The following is a 17,489-nucleotide window of genomic DNA, read 5'->3' as shown; positions in this document are numbered from 1 at the left end:
ACTCATGCGGCCTGGCCGCCCATCATCATCCCGATTCTCTCCAGGTCCGCCTCGCGCCTCGACATCTCACCGACGATCTTCCCGCGGTGGATGACCGCGATCCGGTCGGCGAGATCGAGGATCTCCTCCAACTCGGTCGAGATGAGAAGGACTGCCACGCCTGATCTCGCCGCTTCGCGCAAGCGCTTGCCCATGTACTCGACGGCTGCCACATCCAGGCCGAAGGTGGGTTGGGCCGCCACGAGCACGTCGGGCGAGCGCGACAATTCGCGTGCGAGCACGACCCGCTGCTGGTTTCCGCCCGACAGCGATCGCAGGGGCGCGTCCAGCAACGGAGCGACGATGTCGAAGTCGGTCACAAGTCGGGCCGCTTCTTTGAGCATCCGGCGGTGGTTGACGAAACCTCGTGAGCTCACCGAGGCGAAGTCGCACAGCATGAGGTTCTCCGCCACGGACATGTCGAGGACACAACCGGACTGCCGGCGATCCTCGGGTATGACCCCCACACCTGAGCGACCCATGGATCCCGGCTGCTTCAGGTCGACACTCTTGCCGCCAACCTCGACGCTGCCCGAGTCCAAGGTGAGGACGCTGGACAGTAGGTCCCCGAGCGCCTTCTGGCCGTTGCCTTCGACTCCGGCGAGCCCCAGGATCTCTCCCCGCCGGACCTCGAGCGACAACCCGTCGAGCAGCAAGCGGCCGTCGAGACCTCGGGCCGTCGCATCACGGATCGATAGCGCGATCTCGGATCGCTCGGGCGGTCCAGCGGTGGTCTGCTCTGTGGTACCACCAGGCGCGGACGCGCCCGGGCCCGTGGCGTCGGAGTCCTCGGTGGGCTGCACCTGGAGATGACCGACGGCCGTCGCCACCTGACGCAGAGACACATCGTGGCCGATCATCTGTCTCGCCAGTTCCTGCGCGCTCATCCCGCTGGTGGGTCTTTCGGCAACAAGGCGACCTTGGCGCATGATCGACACGCGGTCGGTCGCATGCAAGACCTCGTCCAGCTTGTGGCTGATCAATATGACGGCCCGCTCCTCCTGCCGGACAACCTGGCGCAGCACCCGGAAAAGCTCGATCGACTCACGCGCGGTCAGGACGGACGTCGGCTCGTCGAGGATGAACACCTCGGGGTCCTTCATGAGGCACTTGACGATCTCGACCCTCTGCCGCTGGCCCGTCGTGAGATCGTCGACGACGGCCAGGGGATCGACGTCCAGGGTGTACCGGCTGGCGACCTCGCGGATGCGCGTGACCGTCCGTCGCTTGTCGATCCTGCCCGCCTCGCCGAGCGTGAGGTTCTCCCACACGGGCAGCGGGCCAACGAGGCTGAAATGCTGGTGGACCATCGCGAGCCCGAGGGACGCAGCCCGGGCGGGGTCGGCGATCGACACCGCGCGGCCGTGCAGGAAGATCTCTCCCGAGTCCGGGCGCGCCAGGCCGAGGAACATGTTCATCAGCGTCGTCTTGCCGGCGCCGTTCTGGCCGAGGATCGCGTGGATCTCGCCCCGGCGGACGCTCAGATCGACCGAATCGCAGGCGAGGACTGCGCCATATCGCTTGGTGAGCGAGCGCGCTTCGAGCGCGGGAGCGGCCGAGGAGCGAGGCTCCTCCGGCCGCTGTCCTGCTTCCATTACTTCCTGGCTCTCCGGATCTGTTTAGGAACCGGACGGCACGTAGCCGCTGTAATCGTTGAGACCGGTGATCTGATCCGTGCGGATCTGGCCCGTGCCGATCTCATGGATCGTCTGAGCCAGCACCTGGGCCTGGTCGCCGGTCGGGCTGCAGATCTTCACGGTCGGGACCGGGTCGACGCCCATGTGGAACACCAGGGCGGTTCCGACCCTCAGCTTCCCATCCTTGAACGGGGTGAGGGCGGCGGCGAAGTAGTCACCGGGGCTGAAGATCACCGAGATGGCGAACTTCGGGCTGGGAACCGAGCAGTTGTCGGTTCCAGGGGTCAGCACGGGGATGTTCGCCTGGTTGGCCTGCGCCGCTACAGCGAACGTCGCGCCGCCCAAATAGGGGTAGACGATCCCGACACCCTGCGACTTCATCGCCTGGAAGGCTTCGACCGCCTTAGCCGAGTCGTTGAAGTCGCCGGTGTAGGTGACGACCGTCGTCTCGTTGGGAACCTGGGACTTGATGCCGGCTTCCCAGGCCTTCTCGAAGTCGGTCGTGAAGCTCGCCTGCGGGCCGGTGAGGAATCCGGCCTTGGTGGTGCCCTTGGCCTTCATGAGCAGACCCGCTGCGACGCCGGCGGCGTAGCCGTCCTGGCTCTCGATGTCATTGGTCTGGACGAAGTACGGCGTCTGGTTGACTCCCTGGCCGCCGGCGACGTACCAAACAGTGTCCTTGCACACCGCCTCGGAAGCGACAGGTATCGCGTCCTTGAGCTCGCTGGCCGCGATAGCCACCATGTCCGGGTGCTGCTGGCACATGTTGCGCGCTGCCTGTGCGGCGTTGGAGTCGGGCACCTTGTCGACGGTGATGACCGTCCAGCCCTGCTGCTTGGCGAAAGCGTTTGCTTCGTCGACGAAGCTCTCGTAGTACCCGTGGTCGTGGGTGTCGCCGGGGCTGATCACCCCGATGACGACCTTGCCGTCGTGGTTGACGTCGGGTTCCCCGGGGGCCAGCCAGCCCTGGGTGGAGTTGCCCGGCCAGCCCCACGGACCGTTGCTCGAAGCGCCGGTTGTGGAGCTAGCCGTCGTCGAGGAGGTTCCAGCCTTGGTGCTGCTGCCGCAGGCTCCGGCTACGAGGGCACAGGCGGCGAGAGCGGCGCCCATCGCCTTGGTCCTTCGTGAGCCGAAGGGCTTCGAACTGGCCGTGTCGATGGCCCCCTGCCGGGCCGATGGCGGTGCGTTCACTTTGTCTCCCCCTTGGACGACCGACTCCAACCGGATGACCGGTTCCTCCGAGGAGATGAGTCCTCGGAAACGGATCAAACCCTAGCGGTGGCCCCCAGGGGTGTCAAGCTTTGCGAGACAGCATCTCTCGATGTGAGCCGGGCCACCCCAACGCACTCCTTCAGGCGTCCACCGACCTCCGGCCGGGCGTGAAGGTGGCCGGGACGGAATCCCACCCGGTCTGATTGCCGCGCGACGGGTAGGCGGTCAGGGCGGCATCGTCGATGCGGTAGTCGGGGAGCCGGCGAAGCACCTGGTCCAGCATCTCGGAGAACATCGCCCGGGCGAGGTGCGAGCCGGCGCAGCGGTGCACCCCCACGCCGAAGGACGTGTGCCGGTTGGGCATGCGATCGAGCTGTACCCGGTCGGGTTCGGGGAAGGCGTCCGGATCGAAGTTGGCCGCGACCCAAGGAAGCAGGATGCGATCGCCTCGGCGGAGGTGGCAGCCGCCGAGCTCGGTGTCGGCCATCACCGTCCTGGCCATCGACTGCGACGGCGCGAACACTCGCAAGAACTCCTCTGTCGCCGTCTCCCGCAGCGACGCGTCGGCGGCAAGCGCAGCTCGAGCATCCGGGTGCTGCGCCAGGTAGACCAGCACTTGTCCGGTGAGCGAGGTGGTGGTGTCAACGCCGCCGAGGATGACGAGGAAGATCATCGACTGGAGCTCCTCGTCGGTTATCGGCCGGTCGCCGATCAGGCCGGTGACGAGGTAGCTGACGATGTCGGCCTCGGGCTGCCGCCTCCGTTCGGTGATCAGGCGGCGGATCCGTTCGTGGATATAGCCCAGCCCTTCCTCACCGCGCCGAAGACGGTCGCTTCCCGGCGGAGAAGCGAAGATGTCGTGCAGGGGGAGCGAGAACCGCTCCCAGTCGGTGGTGCCGAACCCGAGCCATTCGAGGGTCACCTGTGCCGGCACCGGGTTGGCCAGGTCGAGCACGAGATCGCAGCTGCCCGTTTCGATGAACCGGTCGACCGTCGCGGTGGTGATGTCTCGGATGACGGGCTGCAGCTCCTCCACGGCCGCCCTGGTGAGGATCGGGTTCAGCAGTCGCCTGTAGGGGACCGATTCCGGAGGGTCGAGTTCGATGGGCAGCTGCACCGCACCGGGGCGTTTCGGGATGATGAACGCCGTGCCCTCGCCGCCGTAAGGCGTCCTCGCCGATGAGAACGTCTGGTCGTCGCGCGCTATCGACCAGATCTCCGTGTAGCGGGCCGGGACCCAGTAACCCCCGTGGGCCTCGGTCCATGCGACGGGGCACCGCCCGGCAATCGAACGGTATGACCCCACGGGATCCTTCGCGAACTCGGGAGAGTGATGGTCGAACTCGACGCGGGGATGCCTCTCTTGACCCTCGGCCCGCGGCTCGTCGCTGCTGTCCACGCTGGTCAGCTCAGGAGTTCCCTCAGTTGACGGCGCCACTCGACCGACGCCTTGTCGGACTGAACGCTGACGGTACCCGTCGCCTCCAACGGCAAGCTCCCGTGGATGCTCTCCAGCATCCTGCGGTCCTCCTCGCCGATCTGGCGGTCGAACCGGTTCACCTCCTCTGACGGCACGCTGAAGTCGTCGTTGCGCCAGGACATGAACGCGAAATAGGACTCGTCGTCGTCGATGGGGACGGACACCATGAGCATCACGTGGCGCAGTCCAGTCTCGTAGTCGATCGTGCTGCGGACTCCGAAGGGGAGGCTGAAGCCCGTGCTCATGCTCCGGCCGATCCTCACAGCGGTCTGGCCACTCGAAGCGGCCCCTGACATCGTGTTGGCGGCAACCACGGAATACCGGTAGCCGAAGAAGTCCCCCAGGTCCTCCATCTCCACCTTGCCGACCTCGCGCTCGGCACCTGCGCCGAACGTTCCCTGGTGGACGTAGGGGAAGTGCGAGATGTCGAGGAAGTTGTCGACCATGCGTGTAGTGGAAGCCCGCCAGCGCTCGACCGGCGACGCGACCAGGCGGAACTCGGGGTTGGAGTCCTCGGCGATCTCGGGGATCCCGGAGACCGGATCCTCCAAGCAGATCCAGACGTGCCCGTAGCGCTCTACCGCACGGACCGTCTCCAGGTGCGCCCGCGGCGGGATCGCAGCACCGGGCCCCGACGATGGCACCAGCACGCAGCGGCCGTCGCCGTCATAGCTCCAGCCGTGATAGGGGCACTCCAAGCAGCCCGCCACGACGCGCCCGTCCGATAGCGGAGCTTCCCGGTGCGGGCAGCGGTCGAGAGCGGCGCACACCCGGCCTCCGTCAGCTCGCCAGACGACGATCGGGACCGTGAGCAGCGTCGCAGCGAGCGGTGTCTCGGTCAGATCGAAGGTCCGTACCACCGGGTACCAGTAACGTCGCAGCGCCGGGTGAGAGGCGAAGGTCCGAGTCAGCTCGCTCAATTGGTCTTGCCACCTTCGATCTGTCCCTCATAGTGGGACGCCGTCTCACGATACCTCTGACCCCCTGGCGGGTCAACGGCGGGTGCTACAGCTTGACGACGGCCTTCACGACCTCTCCCGAGCGGCTCGCCTCGAAGGCCTTGGGCAGCTCGTCGAACGGCTGGACGTCGATCAACCGGTCCACAGGGAACTTGCCCGCGAGGTACATGTCGACGAGCTTCGGCAGGAAGACCCGCGGCAAGCTTCCGCCGGCGATCACCCCCGTAAGGGTCCGGCCGTTGAGCATCGTCCGCCAATCGAGGGAGATCTCGGTGCTCGGGCCCACCCCCACCACAGCGCAGGTGCCGCGGGTCGTGAGCACCTCCGTAGCGGACCGGAGGACGGCTTGGACGCCGGTGGTGTCGAGGGCGGCGTCGTAACCGTCGGGGCAGGCCTCGCGGACGGCCGCTACGAGGTCCTGCGTCGATGCCTCCACCGTGTGGAGCGCCCCGAGCAGGCGCGCCTTGGCGAGCCGCGCCGGGTCGAGGTCGACCACGGTTATGTTCCCGCAGCCCGCGGCAGCGGCTGCCGCGACCGCGGCCAGGCCCACCGCGCCGGCGCCGAAGACCGCGAGGGAGTCGCCGGGCGCGACACGAAGAACGTTGAGCACCGCCCCGGCTCCTGTCTGGAACCCACACCCGAACGGGGCGAGGATCTCGGCGGGGATGCCTTCGGGGACCTTCACTACGGAACGTTCCGTGGCGACCGCATGGCTGGCGAACGACGACTGCCCGAGGAAATGCGCGTGCAGCGCCTCTCCGCCGGCGTGGATCGCGCTGGTCCCGTCCGGCCTTGCGCCGGAGAAGTTGAGCGCGTCGAAGTGTCTGCAGTAAGCGGGTGATCCTTCCAGGCAGGGCCTGCACGCCCCGCAGTGATTGAAGGTCATCAGGACCCGATCGCCGGGACGCACGTAGGAGACCCGGTCGCCTGCAGCGGCCACCGAGCCGACGCCCTCGTGACCGAGCACCGCCGGGAGCGGCCAGAAATGGCCGAACTCGGTGTCGGTGCGGCAGACGCCGACGGCCTCCACCTCGACCAGGACCTCGTCAGGGCTCAACTCGCCGATCTCCACTGCCTCGAGCTGCGGCAGTCCGCCGTGTTCCCGCAGTACTGCAGCAGTGGCGCGCAAGTGCCCTCCCCGTTACGATTTGGTAGATGTCATCTTTCATCGCGAGACGCGCGGGTGTCAACGAGCCGGGCTCGACGGGACCACGTCGGCGCGAGATGAGAGATCACTCTCTCGCCATCCGAGACGGATTAGGTTCGAAGCCGTGGCTCGGCGTCCACTGACCGCATCGGGACCCCCGGCCGCGGACGGGGCGGCCCCCGACCAGGCGGCCGGCGAGGACGAGGCCGGTTCGACCATACAGTCGGTCGAGCGGGCAGCGAAGCTCCTCGGGTTCTTCACGGTCGGCCGGCCCCGCCTCACCCTCTCCGAGATCACCGCCCGGCTCGGCGTCAGCAAGGCGACCGCGCACCGGTACGCGATGGTGCTCAGGAGGGTGAACCTCCTTCGCTACGACTCCGCGACCGCTTCGTACACCCTCGGGCCGCAGGTGCTCACCCTGGCAGCGGCCGCCAGAGCCGGCCTGCCGATCATCACCGTCGCCGGCCCGCTCATGGAGGAGCTGGTCGGCGAGGTCAACGAGACCGCGGTCCTCAGCGTCTGGGACGGTGAAGCGCCGGTCGTCGTGCGGGTCGACGACGGGACTGAGCGCCTGGTGCGCATCAGTGTCCGCGCCGGGGCGCGCCTGTCGCCTCGCGACTCTGCGCAAGGCCGAGTGTTCAGCGCGTTCCTGCCCCCATCGTCGGTGCCGGACCTCGAAGAGGATCTGCGCGCGTCGTCGCAGCTCGCCAAGGATCTCGAATCGGTTCGTGGGTCCGGCCTCGCGATCAACTCCCCCGAGATCCACGGTGTGAGAACCCTCGCAGCGCCGGTGTTCAGCGACGGGAACATCGTCGCGGTGATGGCGCTGATAGGAACCACCGCGACCGTCCCCGACGACATCAGCTCCAGCCCGGCCAAGGCGCTCAAGAGAGTGGCGGCTCGCCTGAGCGAGCAGTTCGGCGAGCACTCGGTGGGCGCGGCAGAGCTCGCCCCCGCCGCGGGAGGTTGACGCCCGCGCCGGTACTGGCCGTCGTTGGGGCGGTCAACGTCGACCTCGTCCTGCCCGTCGGCGAGATCCCGGCCCCGGGTGAGACGGTCCTCGGAGGGCGTTTGGCCCGCTTCGGCGGCGGCAAGGGGGCGAACGCGGCGGTGGCGGCCGCGCGGGCGGGTACGCCCGTCTCTCTGATCGGCGCCGTCGGCGACGATGATTACGGTCGGCTCGCGCTTCAGGACCTGACCGTCGAGGAGGTCGACTGCGGCACCGTCGCCGTGTCCCAAGACGAGACAACCGGTGTCGCACTCATCCTGGTCGCGCCCGGCGGGGAGAACATCATCGCCGTCGCGCCGGGGGCGAACGGGTTTCTGGACGGTGCCGCCGTGCGAGCGGCGCTCGGGAGTCTCCCGTCGATCGCGTGCGTTCTCGCGAGCACGGAGGTACCTCTCGAAGCCGTGAGGGCCGCAGCTGACGAGTCGCGCCGCGCGCGTATCCCCTTCGTTCTGAACCCTGCACCGGTGCGCGACGGGCTGGAGAACCTGCTCGAGTACGGACCCATCGTCGTCCCCAACCGCACGGAGTGCGCACAGCTGGCGGCGCTGGTCGGGCGGCCGGGTGCCGGCGTCGTCGAGGACGCCATGACGATCGCAGGAGTGACCGGCTCTTCCGTGGTGGTCACGCTCGGCAAAGACGGTGCGCTCGTCGTCGAGGTCGGGCGGCCTCCCGAGCACATCGCCTCCCACCCCGTTGAGGCGATCGACTCGACCGGCGCTGGAGACACGTTCAACGGTGTTCTGGCCGCCGGCCTCGCAGCCCGCCGGCCACTCACGACGGCGGCGCGCCGAGCCGCCATCGCTGCGTCTTTGTCCGTGCGGACCTTGGGAGCGCGCACCGGTATGCCGACCGCGGCGGAGATCGACGCAGCGGCCGGCGCCTGAGGCTCAGTCGACCCCCGGGTCGAACCCGGCGCGCCGGCGCTTCAGCTCACCCCGCCGGCGTTTCTGTTCGACCCGGCGCCGCTGCGAGGTCGTCGACGGGCGGGTCGGCCGTCTGGCCTTCTCCACTCGCATCGAAGCAGCCAGGCGCTCGGCCAAGCGCTCCAAGGCGAGCTCTCTGTTCCTCGCCTGCGACCTGCGCTCGCCGGCCGCCGCCGTGACCACCGGCCCCAGCCGTGAGACAATGCGCTCCCTTGCCCAGCCCGGCAGGCTCGGCGATCCGGCAGCGTCAAAGACAACTTCGGCCCTCGTGTTGGAGGTGTTCACGTGCTGGCCACCAGGGCCGCCAGCCGAGGTGAACCTCCACCCCAACTCGTCCAACGGGATTGCCACGCCGGGAGCGACACGTAGCTCCTGCTCAGCGGCCACGAGCGGTCCCGGGTGCTAGCATGTCAGGAGCGTCCGGCGTAACCGGGCGCCCACTGGATGCGCCGCCAGCCTGAGACGCCCAAGCCTGAGTGAACCCCAAGCCTGAGTGGATACAGCCTGATGTGCCATCACCGTCCAATCCCGAGGGAAACCCTGCTTCATGCCAGACAAAGCCGCAACGATCGCGACCTACCGTACCCACGAGACCGACACTGGCTCTCCTGAGGTCCAGGTCGCCATCCTCAGCGAGCGGATAGCGCACCTGACGGAGCACCTGAAGGTCCACAAGGGTGACCACCACACCCGGAGGGGCCTGATGAAGCTCATCGGGCGCCGGCGCCGCCTCTTGGACTACGTCCGGGACAACGACGTCGAGCGCTACCGCGACCTCATCGCCCGGCTCGGCCTCCGCCGGTAGTCGCCCACGAGCGGCCTTGCGGCCGCTTGTTCGCGCCGGGCAGGAGTGGACACGTCAAGAACACCGAGCGGCGACGCCAAGAATTAGGCAACGGGGTCAGCTGCCAGTCGAGAACCTCCCGGACCCTGGGAGCTTCCCCACTGGGAACTGGCCCGACCGCCGCTCCAGAACCCCATTTGGGGAGCGAAAGGAGCGAGCCGAAATGGCCGCAACCACCGAACCATCCACGAAGGTCTCAGCACCGCTGACCGGCACCGGCAAGGTTCTCGGCTTCGAGACCGGGCTGCTGGCCCACCAGTCACAGGGAGCCGTCGTCGGACGCATCGGCGACACTCTCGTCCTCGCGACCGCGAACGCTGCGACGTCGGTGCGCGAGGGCATCGATTTCTTCCCTCTCACGGTCGATGTCGAGGAGAGGATGTACGCAGCCGGGAAGATACCCGGATCCTTCTTCCGGAGGGAGGGGCGCCCGACTGACACGGCCATCCTCACCGCCCGGCTCATCGACCGGCCGCTTCGCCCGAGCTTCGCCGACGGGTACCGCAACGAAACCCAGGTCGTCATCACCGTCCTCGGCGCCGACCTCGAGAACCCACACGACGTGCTCGCTATCAACACCGCCAGCGCGGCATTGATGCTGTCGGGGATCCCCTTCGACGGCCCCATCGGCGCGGTGCGCATCGCGTACAACTCCGAAGGCGAGTGGGTCGCCCACCCCACCTACCAGCAGGGTGACTCCTCGGCATTCGAGCTCGTCGTCGCCGGCCGCGAGGCCGCCGACGGTGACATCGCGATCATGATGGTCGAGGCCGGTGGCACCGACGCGGCCTGGGGCATGTACCAGGCCGGGGCGCCCAAGGTCACCGAAGAGGTGATCGCTGACGGGCTCGAGTCCGCCAAGACCTGGATACGGGAAAGCATTGACCTGCAGCGCCGGCTCGTCGCAGAAGCCGGGGCGCGCCCTCCGATCGCCTACGAGGCGCAGGTCGACTACGGCGACGACGTGGCAGCGCGCGTCGCAGAGGTAGGGACCGAACGGGTCGACAAGGTCACGACCATCACAGCGAAGGCAGAGCGGGAGGCTGCGACCGACGAGGTCGCGGCCGAGATCGTCTCCGAGTTGTCGACCGAGTTCGAAGGTCGCGAGAAGGAGATCAAGTCCGCTGTCCGCTCGCTCACGAAGAAGCTCGTGCGACAGCGGATCGCAAGCAGCGGAGTCCGTATCGACGGCCGGGGCGCGTCGGACATCCGTCCCGTCTCGGCTGCAGTGGGGATCATTCCGACGGCGCACGGTTCGGGCCTCTTCCAGCGCGGCGAGACACAGGTCCTCAACGTCACCACTCTCGGCATGCCACGCATGGACCAGCTCCTCGACACCATCGGGGTCGACGAGAAGAAGAGGTACATGCACCACTACAACATGCCGCCGTACGCGAACGGCGAGACCGGCCGGGTAGGAAGCCCGAAGCGGCGCGAGATCGGTCACGGGCTGCTGGCTGAGAGGGCGCTGCTGCCGGTCGTTCCACCGGTGGATGAGTTCCCCTACGCGTTGAGACTGGTGTCCGAGGTTCTCTCGTCCAACGGATCCACTTCGATGGCGTCGGTGTGCGCGTCGAGCCTGTCGTTGATGGACGCCGGAGTACCCATCAAGGCTCCGGTGGGCGGCATCGCCATGGGCCTCGTCAAGGTCGACGAAGAGTACGTCACCCTGACCGACATCCTCGGTGCCGAGGACGCGTTCGGTGACATGGACTTCAAGGTCGCCGGCACGGCGGACTTCGTCACCGCTCTCCAGCTCGACACGAAGATCGACGGCCTTCCCGCTTCGGTACTCGCGGATGCATTGCGCCAGGCGCGCGAGGCGCGCCTCAAGATCCTCGACGTGATGGCCAAGGCGATCTCGGGGCCGCGTGAAGAGGTCCGCGACACGGCGCCGAAGATCATCAGCCTCGAGATCCCGCTCGACAAGATCGGCGAGGTCATCGGCCCCAAGGGCAAGGTGATCAACGCCATCCAGCAGGAGACCGGCACCGACATCGCAGTCGACGACGACGGCATCGTCGGGACGGTGACCATCGGTGCCAGGGACGGCGGAGCTGTCGCCGAGGCCCGCCGGCGCATCGAGATGATCCTCGACCCGCCCAAGGCCGAGGTCGGAGCCGTGTACACGGGCAGGGTCGTGAACATCACCAAGTTCGGCGCGTTCGTCAACATCCTGCCGGGTCGGGACGGCCTCGTCCACATCTCGAAGCTCGGGCAGGGAAAGCGCGTCGACAGGGTCGAAGACGTCGTCGATCTGGGCGACGAGATCGAGGTCCGCGTCGACGACATCGACCCCCAGGGCAAGGTGTCGCTCTCCCTGGCGTCGGCCCTGGCCGAAGCACCGGCGCGCAGTGCGCCGGCGGATGCGGACGGCGGTGCCGCGGGCGAGGTCTCGTTCGAGGACACCTGGGAGGCCGAAGCTCAGGCCGCCTTCGGCGACCTCGGACCGGCGGACAACGGTGGGGACCGCGCCGAGCGCGGTGACCGCGGCCCGCGCCGCAATCCCCGCCGTCGCCGGCCCTGACCGGCCACGCGTGACCGTTCGCACCACGTCCCTTCCGGAGGGACTGACCATCGTCACGGAGCGGATGCCCGACGTCCGTTCCGCGAGCATCGGGTTCTGGGTGGGAACGGGATCAGTCGACGAGGCCCCGGCTCAGGCCGGGGCCTCCCACTTCCTCGAGCACCTTCTTTTCAAGGGGACCGAGGAACGAAGCGCCAGGAGCATCGCGGAGGCGGTCGACCGGGTGGGCGGCGACATGAACGCTTTCACGACGAAGGAGTACACGACCTTCTACGTGCGCGTTCTCGCGGAGGACGCGGCCATGGGGGCAGACCTGCTATCGGACATCATGTGGTCGCCGGCGTTCCGGTCGGACGAAGTCGAGTCGGAACGCCAGGTGATACTCGAAGAGATACTCATGCACGCCGACGAGCCGGCAGACCTCGTCCACGACGTGCTCGCCGGAGCGCTATTCCCCGACCACCCATTGGGACGCGAGGTCATAGGGGATGAGTCGACCATCAGCGTCATGTCGCGCGAGGAGATCGCGGCGTTCCACAGGGAGCACTACCGCCCGGCGAACATCGTCGTCGCGGCTGCGGGATTGATCGATCACGACGAGTTGGTCGACCGGATCCGGTCCAGCGTCGACGGGCGCTCCGGGGGCAAGGCGCCCGAGCGTCGCAAGCCCGAGCGTCCGTCCACTCGCGTGCAGGTGATGAACCGGATCACCGAGCAGGCTCACATAGCGGTAGGGCTGCCGGCGCCCGACCGCGACGACGAAGAACGTCACGCGATGAGCATCGTGGAGCACGTTCTCGGCGGGGGGATGTCGAGCCGGCTGTTCCAGTCGATACGCGAGGAACGCGGCTTGGCGTACTCGGTCTACGCGTACCGGCTGGGTTTTCAAGGTGCGGGTGCGCTCGCCGTGTACGCGGGCACCTCACCAGCGAACCTCCGCCAGGTCCGGGATCTCATCCTCGAAGAGATCGAGCGCACTGCACGCAAGGGCATCACGGCCGCGGAGCTGGACAGCGCGCGAAGTCACATCCGCGGCGCCATGGCACTCGGGCTCGAGGACTCGGGGGCGCGCATGAGCCGGATCGGGCACAGCCAGCTCGTTCACGGACGCGTGCTCTCGCTCGACGAAATCGAAGCACGCCTCGCTGCTCTCAGCGTCGATCAGATCAACGACGTCGCCTCGCGCTGGTTGAGCAGTCAGCCGACGGTGGCCTGCGTGGGTCCATTCAGCGAACCTGACATCCGTTAGCGAATGTTTACCGGCGGGGGTCCCGTCTGGGAGTCGCTAGTCTCTGCCGGCGTGCGAGTCGGGGTGATCGGCGCGGGCGGCCGGATGGGGTCGACCGTCTGCGCTGCCGTGAGCAATGCCTCCGACATGGAGCTCGTAGCTGCAGTTGACCCAGCGGCGGCCGGCACGCCGGCGATCCCAGGTGGGCCGACGATCGTGGCCGACCTGGATGCGCTGGCGGATGCGCGGGCCGAGATCGCGGTCGACTTCACGGTGGCCGGTGCAGCAGTCGCGAACGCCAAGCGTTGCGCGGAGATGGGCCTCCACGTCGTGATCGGTACGACAGGCATCGGAGACGCTGAGCTTCGCGAGCTCCGCGCGGCATTCCCCGGAGACGGGTTGGGTTGCGTGGTCGCACCGAACTTCGCGATCGGTGCGGTGCTGATGATGCGCTTCGCCGAGATCGCCGCCCCGTGGTTCGAGACCGCCGAGATCATCGAATTGCACCACGACTCGAAAATCGACGCCCCCTCGGGGACCGCCATGCGCACGGCGGAGCGCATGGCCGCTGTGTCGAGCGAGTGGGCTGCCGATCCGACGAAGGTCCACACCCTCCCCGAAGCGCGCGGGGGCAGCGGGCCGGCGGGCATCCGCATCCATTCGGTTCGCCTGCGCGGACTCGTGGCCCACCAGGAGGTGCTGCTCGGCACCACCGGCCAGACTCTGAGTATCAGGCACGATTCGTATGACCGGGAGTCGTTTATGCCCGGCGTACTGCTCGCCGTGCGGGAGGTGGCCAACCGTCCGGGCCTGACCGTTGGGCTCGATTCCCTTCTCGGTCTCTGAGAACCCCGCAGCGCCGGGGGCGCAGGGTTGGTAGAACATGACCATGCCGAGCGAAGCCACCCTGTCGGCGGTGGTGCTGGCGGCGGGGGAAGGGACCAGGATGCGGTCCGAGCGCCCGAAGCCCCTGCACCGTCTGTGCGGCCGCCCGATGGTCCTGCACGTGCTCTACGCGCTCGCGGAACTCGACCTCGACAGGGCCGTCGTGGTCGTCGGGCACGGCGCGGACTGGGTCACCAAATCCGTCGGAGACCAGGCGCCACCCGACCTGAAGCTCGACTTCGTGGAGCAGCAGGTGCAGCGCGGTACGGGCGACGCCGTCCTGGTCGCGCTGACTGGGTTCCCCGAGGACGACGACGAGGGCGACATCGTCGTCCTGCCGGGCGACACGCCGCTGCTGCGGCCGCCGACGGTCGCTTCCCTGGTACGCACCCACCGCCGCGAGGAGGCCGCGGCCACAGTGCTGACCGCCAGGCTCGCGAATCCAGCCGGTTACGGGCGGGTCGTGAGAGATCGCAACGGACTGGTCGCCCGGATAGTCGAGCACGCCGACGCGTCCGACGAAGAGCGCGAGGTCGACGAGGTGAACACCTCGATCTACGTCTTCCGCCGGTCCATCCTGGCGCCGGCGCTGCGCCGGCTGACGCCTGACAACTCGCAGGGCGAGTACTACCTGACGGACGTGATCGCCGTTCTTCACGACGCCGGCTACCCGGTCGTCTCCGAGGTCATCGACGACCCGATGGAGGCCGCCGGAGTCAACGACCGCCACCAGCTCGCGGTCGCTGAGGCCGAGCTACGGGACCGGATCAACGAGAGATGGATGCGCCGCGGCGTCACGATGGTCGACCCGGAGGCCACCTACGTCGACACGACCGTGGAGCTGTCGGCAGACGTGGTCCTGTATCCGGGGACCCACCTTCAGGGCGGCACAAAGGTCGCGGGCGGGGCGGAGCTCGGGCCTAACACCCAGCTGGCGGATTGCGCGGTGGGCGAGCGGGCGGTGGTGACCGCGACCATCGGGCGCAACTGCGAGATCGGCGCCGACGCGCACGTCGGCCCATGGGCCTACCTGCCGCCGGGCACGACGATTGCCCCCGGCACTTCCACCGGTCCGTGCTTCACTGGAGGGGCGCCAGATGCGACCTGAAGGGACAACAAGAGCGGTGACACGATGACCGGACCAGATCAGGCGGAAGAGGGCTCCGCGCCGATGGAGTTGGTGCCGACGAGGAAGCTCCACGTCCTATCGGGCCGCACCCACCCCGCCCTGGCCGAGGAGATCGCCTCGAACCTCGGCGTGTCGCTCGGAGAGCCCAACCTGGTCGACTTCGCGAACGGCGAGATCAGGCCGCGCTTCCAGGCGTCGGTCCGGGGTGCCGACGTGTTCATCATCCAGTCGCACGGGCGCACCCCTGGACGGTCGGTCAACGACTCGCTTCTCGAGCAGTGGATCATGATCGACGCAGCCAAGCGCGCTTCGGCCAAACGGATCACCGCCGTGTGCCCTTACTATGGCTACTCACGCCAGGACCGGAAGTCCAAGGGACGTGAGCCGATCACGGCGCGGATGGTGACCGACTTCTTCATCACCTCCGGCGCCGACCGCATCATGTCGGTCGACCTTCACTCCGGCCAGATCCAGGGTTTCTTCAACGGTCCGGTCGACCACCTGACCGCCGTGCCGCTGCTCACCGACTACCTCCGCCACAACGCCCCCAACGGGGACTTCGTAATGGTCGCGCCCGACACCGGCAGGACGAAGGTCGCCGAGCAGGCGGCCCGCCACGCCGGCGAGCAGGTGGACGTTGCGTCGGTGTACAAGAGGCGCGCCAAAGACACTGTCAACCAGGTGGAAGCCCTCGACGTTATGGGAGACGTCGAGGGGAGGATGTGCGTGCTCATCGACGACATGATCGACACCGCCGGCACGATCTGCGCGGCCGCCGAGATCCTCCTCAAGAAGGGGGCGACAGAGGTGTGGGCCATGGCCACCCACGCCGTGCTGTCGGACCCGGCGAGCGATCGTCTCAAGAACTCCGACATTTTCCGCGTCGTGGTGACCGACACGCTCCCGCTGCCGCCCGAGAAGCAGATAGACAAGATCGAGGTGGTCTCCGTAGCCGGTGTGTTCGCCGACGCCATCGCGGCGGTCTTCGGCGACGGGTCGGTGTCGGAGATCTTCGGCGGCGAGAACCAGACCTAGTCGTCAGGTCCCGGCCGGGGCCCCAACCCCGGTCTCCTTCGGAGCGTGGGGCCCCTGCCCCACGCCCGACCGTGTCGTCAGGTCCCGGCTAGAATCTCCCGGTCCCCCGGTCCGACGCCCGTCGGCCTGAAACACCACTGGCAGGAGCGCTAGTCGATGGCTGAGTACACCCTGGTAGCCGAGTCCGGTCGTACCACCGGTTCCGCAGCGTCACGCCGGCTGAGAGCCTCCGGGCGCATACCCGCCGTCGTCTACGGGCACGGGCTGGAGGCGAGGTCGGTGTCGGTCGACGCCCGGGAACTGCGCCATGCCCTGTCGGGCGAGGCCGGTCTCAACCAGCTTCTGTCGTTGAAGATCGGATCCGACACGGAGCTAGCGGTCGCCCGTTCCCTCCAACGTCACCCGGTCCGCCACACCGTCGTCCACATCGACTTCCAGGTGGTTCGCAGGGATGAGGTGATCTTGGCCGACGTGCCGATCGTCCTCGTCGGCGAGGCGAAAGCCGTGGAGCAGGAAAAGGGCATCATCGAGCAGCAGCTGACGGCACTGACCGTGCGTGCCACCCCCGGCCTCATCCCGGGTCACATAGAGGTGGACATCAGCGGCCTGACGGTGGGCGAAGGCATCAGGGTGGGCGACATCTCGCTCCCCCGCGGTGTGAGCACCGACGTGGGCCCCGACGAGGTCGTCGCCATGGGGATCGTCACGCGCGCCATGGAGGAAGTGGCTCCGGAAGGCGAGGCCGAGGCCGAGGGAGCCGAGGCCGCCTCTGCTGCAGGCGAGGGCGGTGCCGAGCCGGAGGGTGCCGCCGGCCGAGAGTCGGAGGAGGGATAGCTGCTCGGCCGCTCCCGGTCGGGCACGCCTTCTGACCTGCTCGCGGTCGGCCTCGGCAACCCCGGCGCGGAGTACTCGCGCACGAGGCACAACGCAGGCGCCGACGCAGTGGAGCTGCTCGCGTCCCGCTGCGGCGAGCACCTGAAGCGCTCGAAGGAGCAAGCTCTCGTCGCCGAGGTGCGCGTGGACGGCCGGCGTCTCGCGCTGGCGTTCCCGCAGACGTACATGAACGACTCCGGCAGATCGGTCGTGCGCCTTGTCCGTCGCTTCGGTATCGAGGACATGTCGCGTCTGGTCGTGATTCACGACGAGCTCGACCTTCCGCTTGGAACGGTTCGGGTCAAAGCGGGTGGCGGTCTGGCGGGCCACAACGGGCTGCGTTCGATCAAGGCTCACCTGCACACCGACGAGTTCACGCGCGTCCGAATCGGGATCGGCAAACCGCCCGGCGGCAAGGAGCAGGGTGCCGAGCACGTTCTCAAGGCGCCTTCGAGGCGGGACAGGACGGAGCTCGACGTGAGCATCGAGGTCGCTGCGGACGCCGTGGAGTGCATCCTCGAACACGGCGTCTCCGCCGCCCAGAACCGGTTCAATGGCTGAG

Annotated in this window: 16 protein-coding genes; 10 read left to right on the top strand and 6 right to left on the bottom strand. The window is 68.0% G+C overall.

Going from position 1 to position 17,489, the window contains the following annotated elements; genetic code table 11:
- Positions 1-2 precede the first annotated feature (2 nt).
- The 5 genes from VNF71_05395 to VNF71_05375 form a co-directional block, all read right to left on the bottom strand.
- A complete protein-coding gene (locus VNF71_05395; GenBank protein HVA73979.1) occupies positions 3-1,634 on the bottom strand; it encodes an ABC transporter ATP-binding protein in 1,632 nt (543 codons plus the stop codon).
- A gap of 24 nt (positions 1,635-1,658) precedes the next feature.
- Entirely contained in the window at positions 1,659-2,867 is a 1,209-nt protein-coding gene (locus VNF71_05390; protein HVA73978.1) for a BMP family ABC transporter substrate-binding protein, read from the bottom strand.
- Between the two features lie 160 nt (positions 2,868-3,027).
- Entirely contained in the window at positions 3,028-4,326 is a 1,299-nt protein-coding gene (locus tag VNF71_05385; GenBank protein ID HVA73977.1) for a cytochrome P450, read from the bottom strand.
- Positions 4,293-5,288: an aromatic ring-hydroxylating dioxygenase subunit alpha gene (locus VNF71_05380; GenBank protein ID HVA73976.1), complete on the bottom strand. Its 996-nt coding sequence runs from the start codon at positions 5,286-5,288 to the stop codon at positions 4,293-4,295. The genes VNF71_05385 and VNF71_05380 overlap by 34 nt, the downstream gene beginning before the upstream one ends.
- Before the next feature lie 85 nt (positions 5,289-5,373).
- Positions 5,374-6,456: an NAD(P)-dependent alcohol dehydrogenase gene (locus VNF71_05375; protein ID HVA73975.1), complete on the bottom strand. Its 1,083-nt coding sequence runs from the start codon at positions 6,454-6,456 to the stop codon at positions 5,374-5,376.
- 142 nt (positions 6,457-6,598) lie between these two features.
- On the opposite strand from VNF71_05375, the gene VNF71_05370 reads away from it, so the two are divergent.
- On the top strand, positions 6,599-7,444 hold the full coding sequence (locus tag VNF71_05370) for an IclR family transcriptional regulator (GenBank protein ID HVA73974.1): 846 nt from the start codon (positions 6,599-6,601) through the stop codon (positions 7,442-7,444).
- On the top strand, positions 7,441-8,367 hold the full coding sequence (locus VNF71_05365; protein ID HVA73973.1) for a PfkB family carbohydrate kinase: 927 nt from the start codon (positions 7,441-7,443) through the stop codon (positions 8,365-8,367). The genes VNF71_05370 and VNF71_05365 overlap by 4 nt, the downstream gene beginning before the upstream one ends.
- A gap of 3 nt (positions 8,368-8,370) precedes the next feature.
- On the opposite strand, the gene arfB is transcribed toward VNF71_05365, so the two are convergent.
- Positions 8,371-8,793 carry an alternative ribosome rescue aminoacyl-tRNA hydrolase ArfB gene (gene arfB / locus VNF71_05360; GenBank protein ID HVA73972.1) on the bottom strand — a complete coding sequence of 141 codons (423 nt, stop codon included), beginning with the start codon at positions 8,791-8,793 and terminating at the stop codon, positions 8,371-8,373.
- Positions 8,794-8,953: 160 nt separating this feature from the next.
- On the opposite strand from arfB, the gene rpsO reads away from it, so the two are divergent.
- The 8 genes from rpsO to pth all read left to right on the top strand — a co-directional run bounded on the left by rpsO (position 8,954) and on the right by pth (position 17,488).
- The gene (gene rpsO / locus VNF71_05355; protein HVA73971.1) at positions 8,954-9,211 is read left to right on the top strand and encodes a 30S ribosomal protein S15; all 258 of its coding nucleotides are present in this window, start codon (positions 8,954-8,956) and stop codon (positions 9,209-9,211) included.
- Between the two features lie 202 nt (positions 9,212-9,413).
- Positions 9,414-11,777: a polyribonucleotide nucleotidyltransferase gene (locus tag VNF71_05350; GenBank protein ID HVA73970.1), complete on the top strand. Its 2,364-nt coding sequence runs from the start codon at positions 9,414-9,416 to the stop codon at positions 11,775-11,777.
- A gap of 10 nt (positions 11,778-11,787) precedes the next feature.
- Positions 11,788-13,026, top strand: coding sequence for a pitrilysin family protein (locus VNF71_05345; GenBank protein ID HVA73969.1), 1,239 nt, complete (start codon positions 11,788-11,790; stop codon positions 13,024-13,026).
- 51 nt (positions 13,027-13,077) lie between these two features.
- A complete protein-coding gene (gene dapB / locus VNF71_05340) occupies positions 13,078-13,851 on the top strand; it encodes a 4-hydroxy-tetrahydrodipicolinate reductase (GenBank protein ID HVA73968.1) in 774 nt (257 codons plus the stop codon).
- Between the two features lie 43 nt (positions 13,852-13,894).
- A complete protein-coding gene (locus VNF71_05335) occupies positions 13,895-14,998 on the top strand; it encodes an NTP transferase domain-containing protein (protein HVA73967.1) in 1,104 nt (367 codons plus the stop codon).
- A gap of 24 nt (positions 14,999-15,022) precedes the next feature.
- Positions 15,023-16,054 carry a ribose-phosphate diphosphokinase gene (locus tag VNF71_05330; GenBank protein ID HVA73966.1) on the top strand — a complete coding sequence of 344 codons (1,032 nt, stop codon included), beginning with the start codon at positions 15,023-15,025 and terminating at the stop codon, positions 16,052-16,054.
- A 156-nt stretch (positions 16,055-16,210) separates the two neighbouring features.
- Positions 16,211-16,888 (top strand): 50S ribosomal protein L25, encoded by a 678-nt coding sequence (locus tag VNF71_05325; GenBank protein ID HVA73965.1) that lies wholly within the window; start codon positions 16,211-16,213, stop codon positions 16,886-16,888.
- Positions 16,889-17,488 carry an aminoacyl-tRNA hydrolase gene (pth, locus tag VNF71_05320; GenBank protein ID HVA73964.1) on the top strand — a complete coding sequence of 200 codons (600 nt, stop codon included), beginning with the start codon at positions 16,889-16,891 and terminating at the stop codon, positions 17,486-17,488.
- The last annotated feature ends 1 nt before the right edge of the window (position 17,489 follow it).

This window comes from Acidimicrobiales bacterium (genome assembly GCA_035533095.1).
Taxonomy (GTDB): Bacteria; Actinomycetota; Acidimicrobiia; order Acidimicrobiales; family Palsa-688; genus DATLUM01.
Note: the sequence above shows the minus strand (reverse complement) of the source record. Positions and strands in the feature narration are given on the sequence as shown.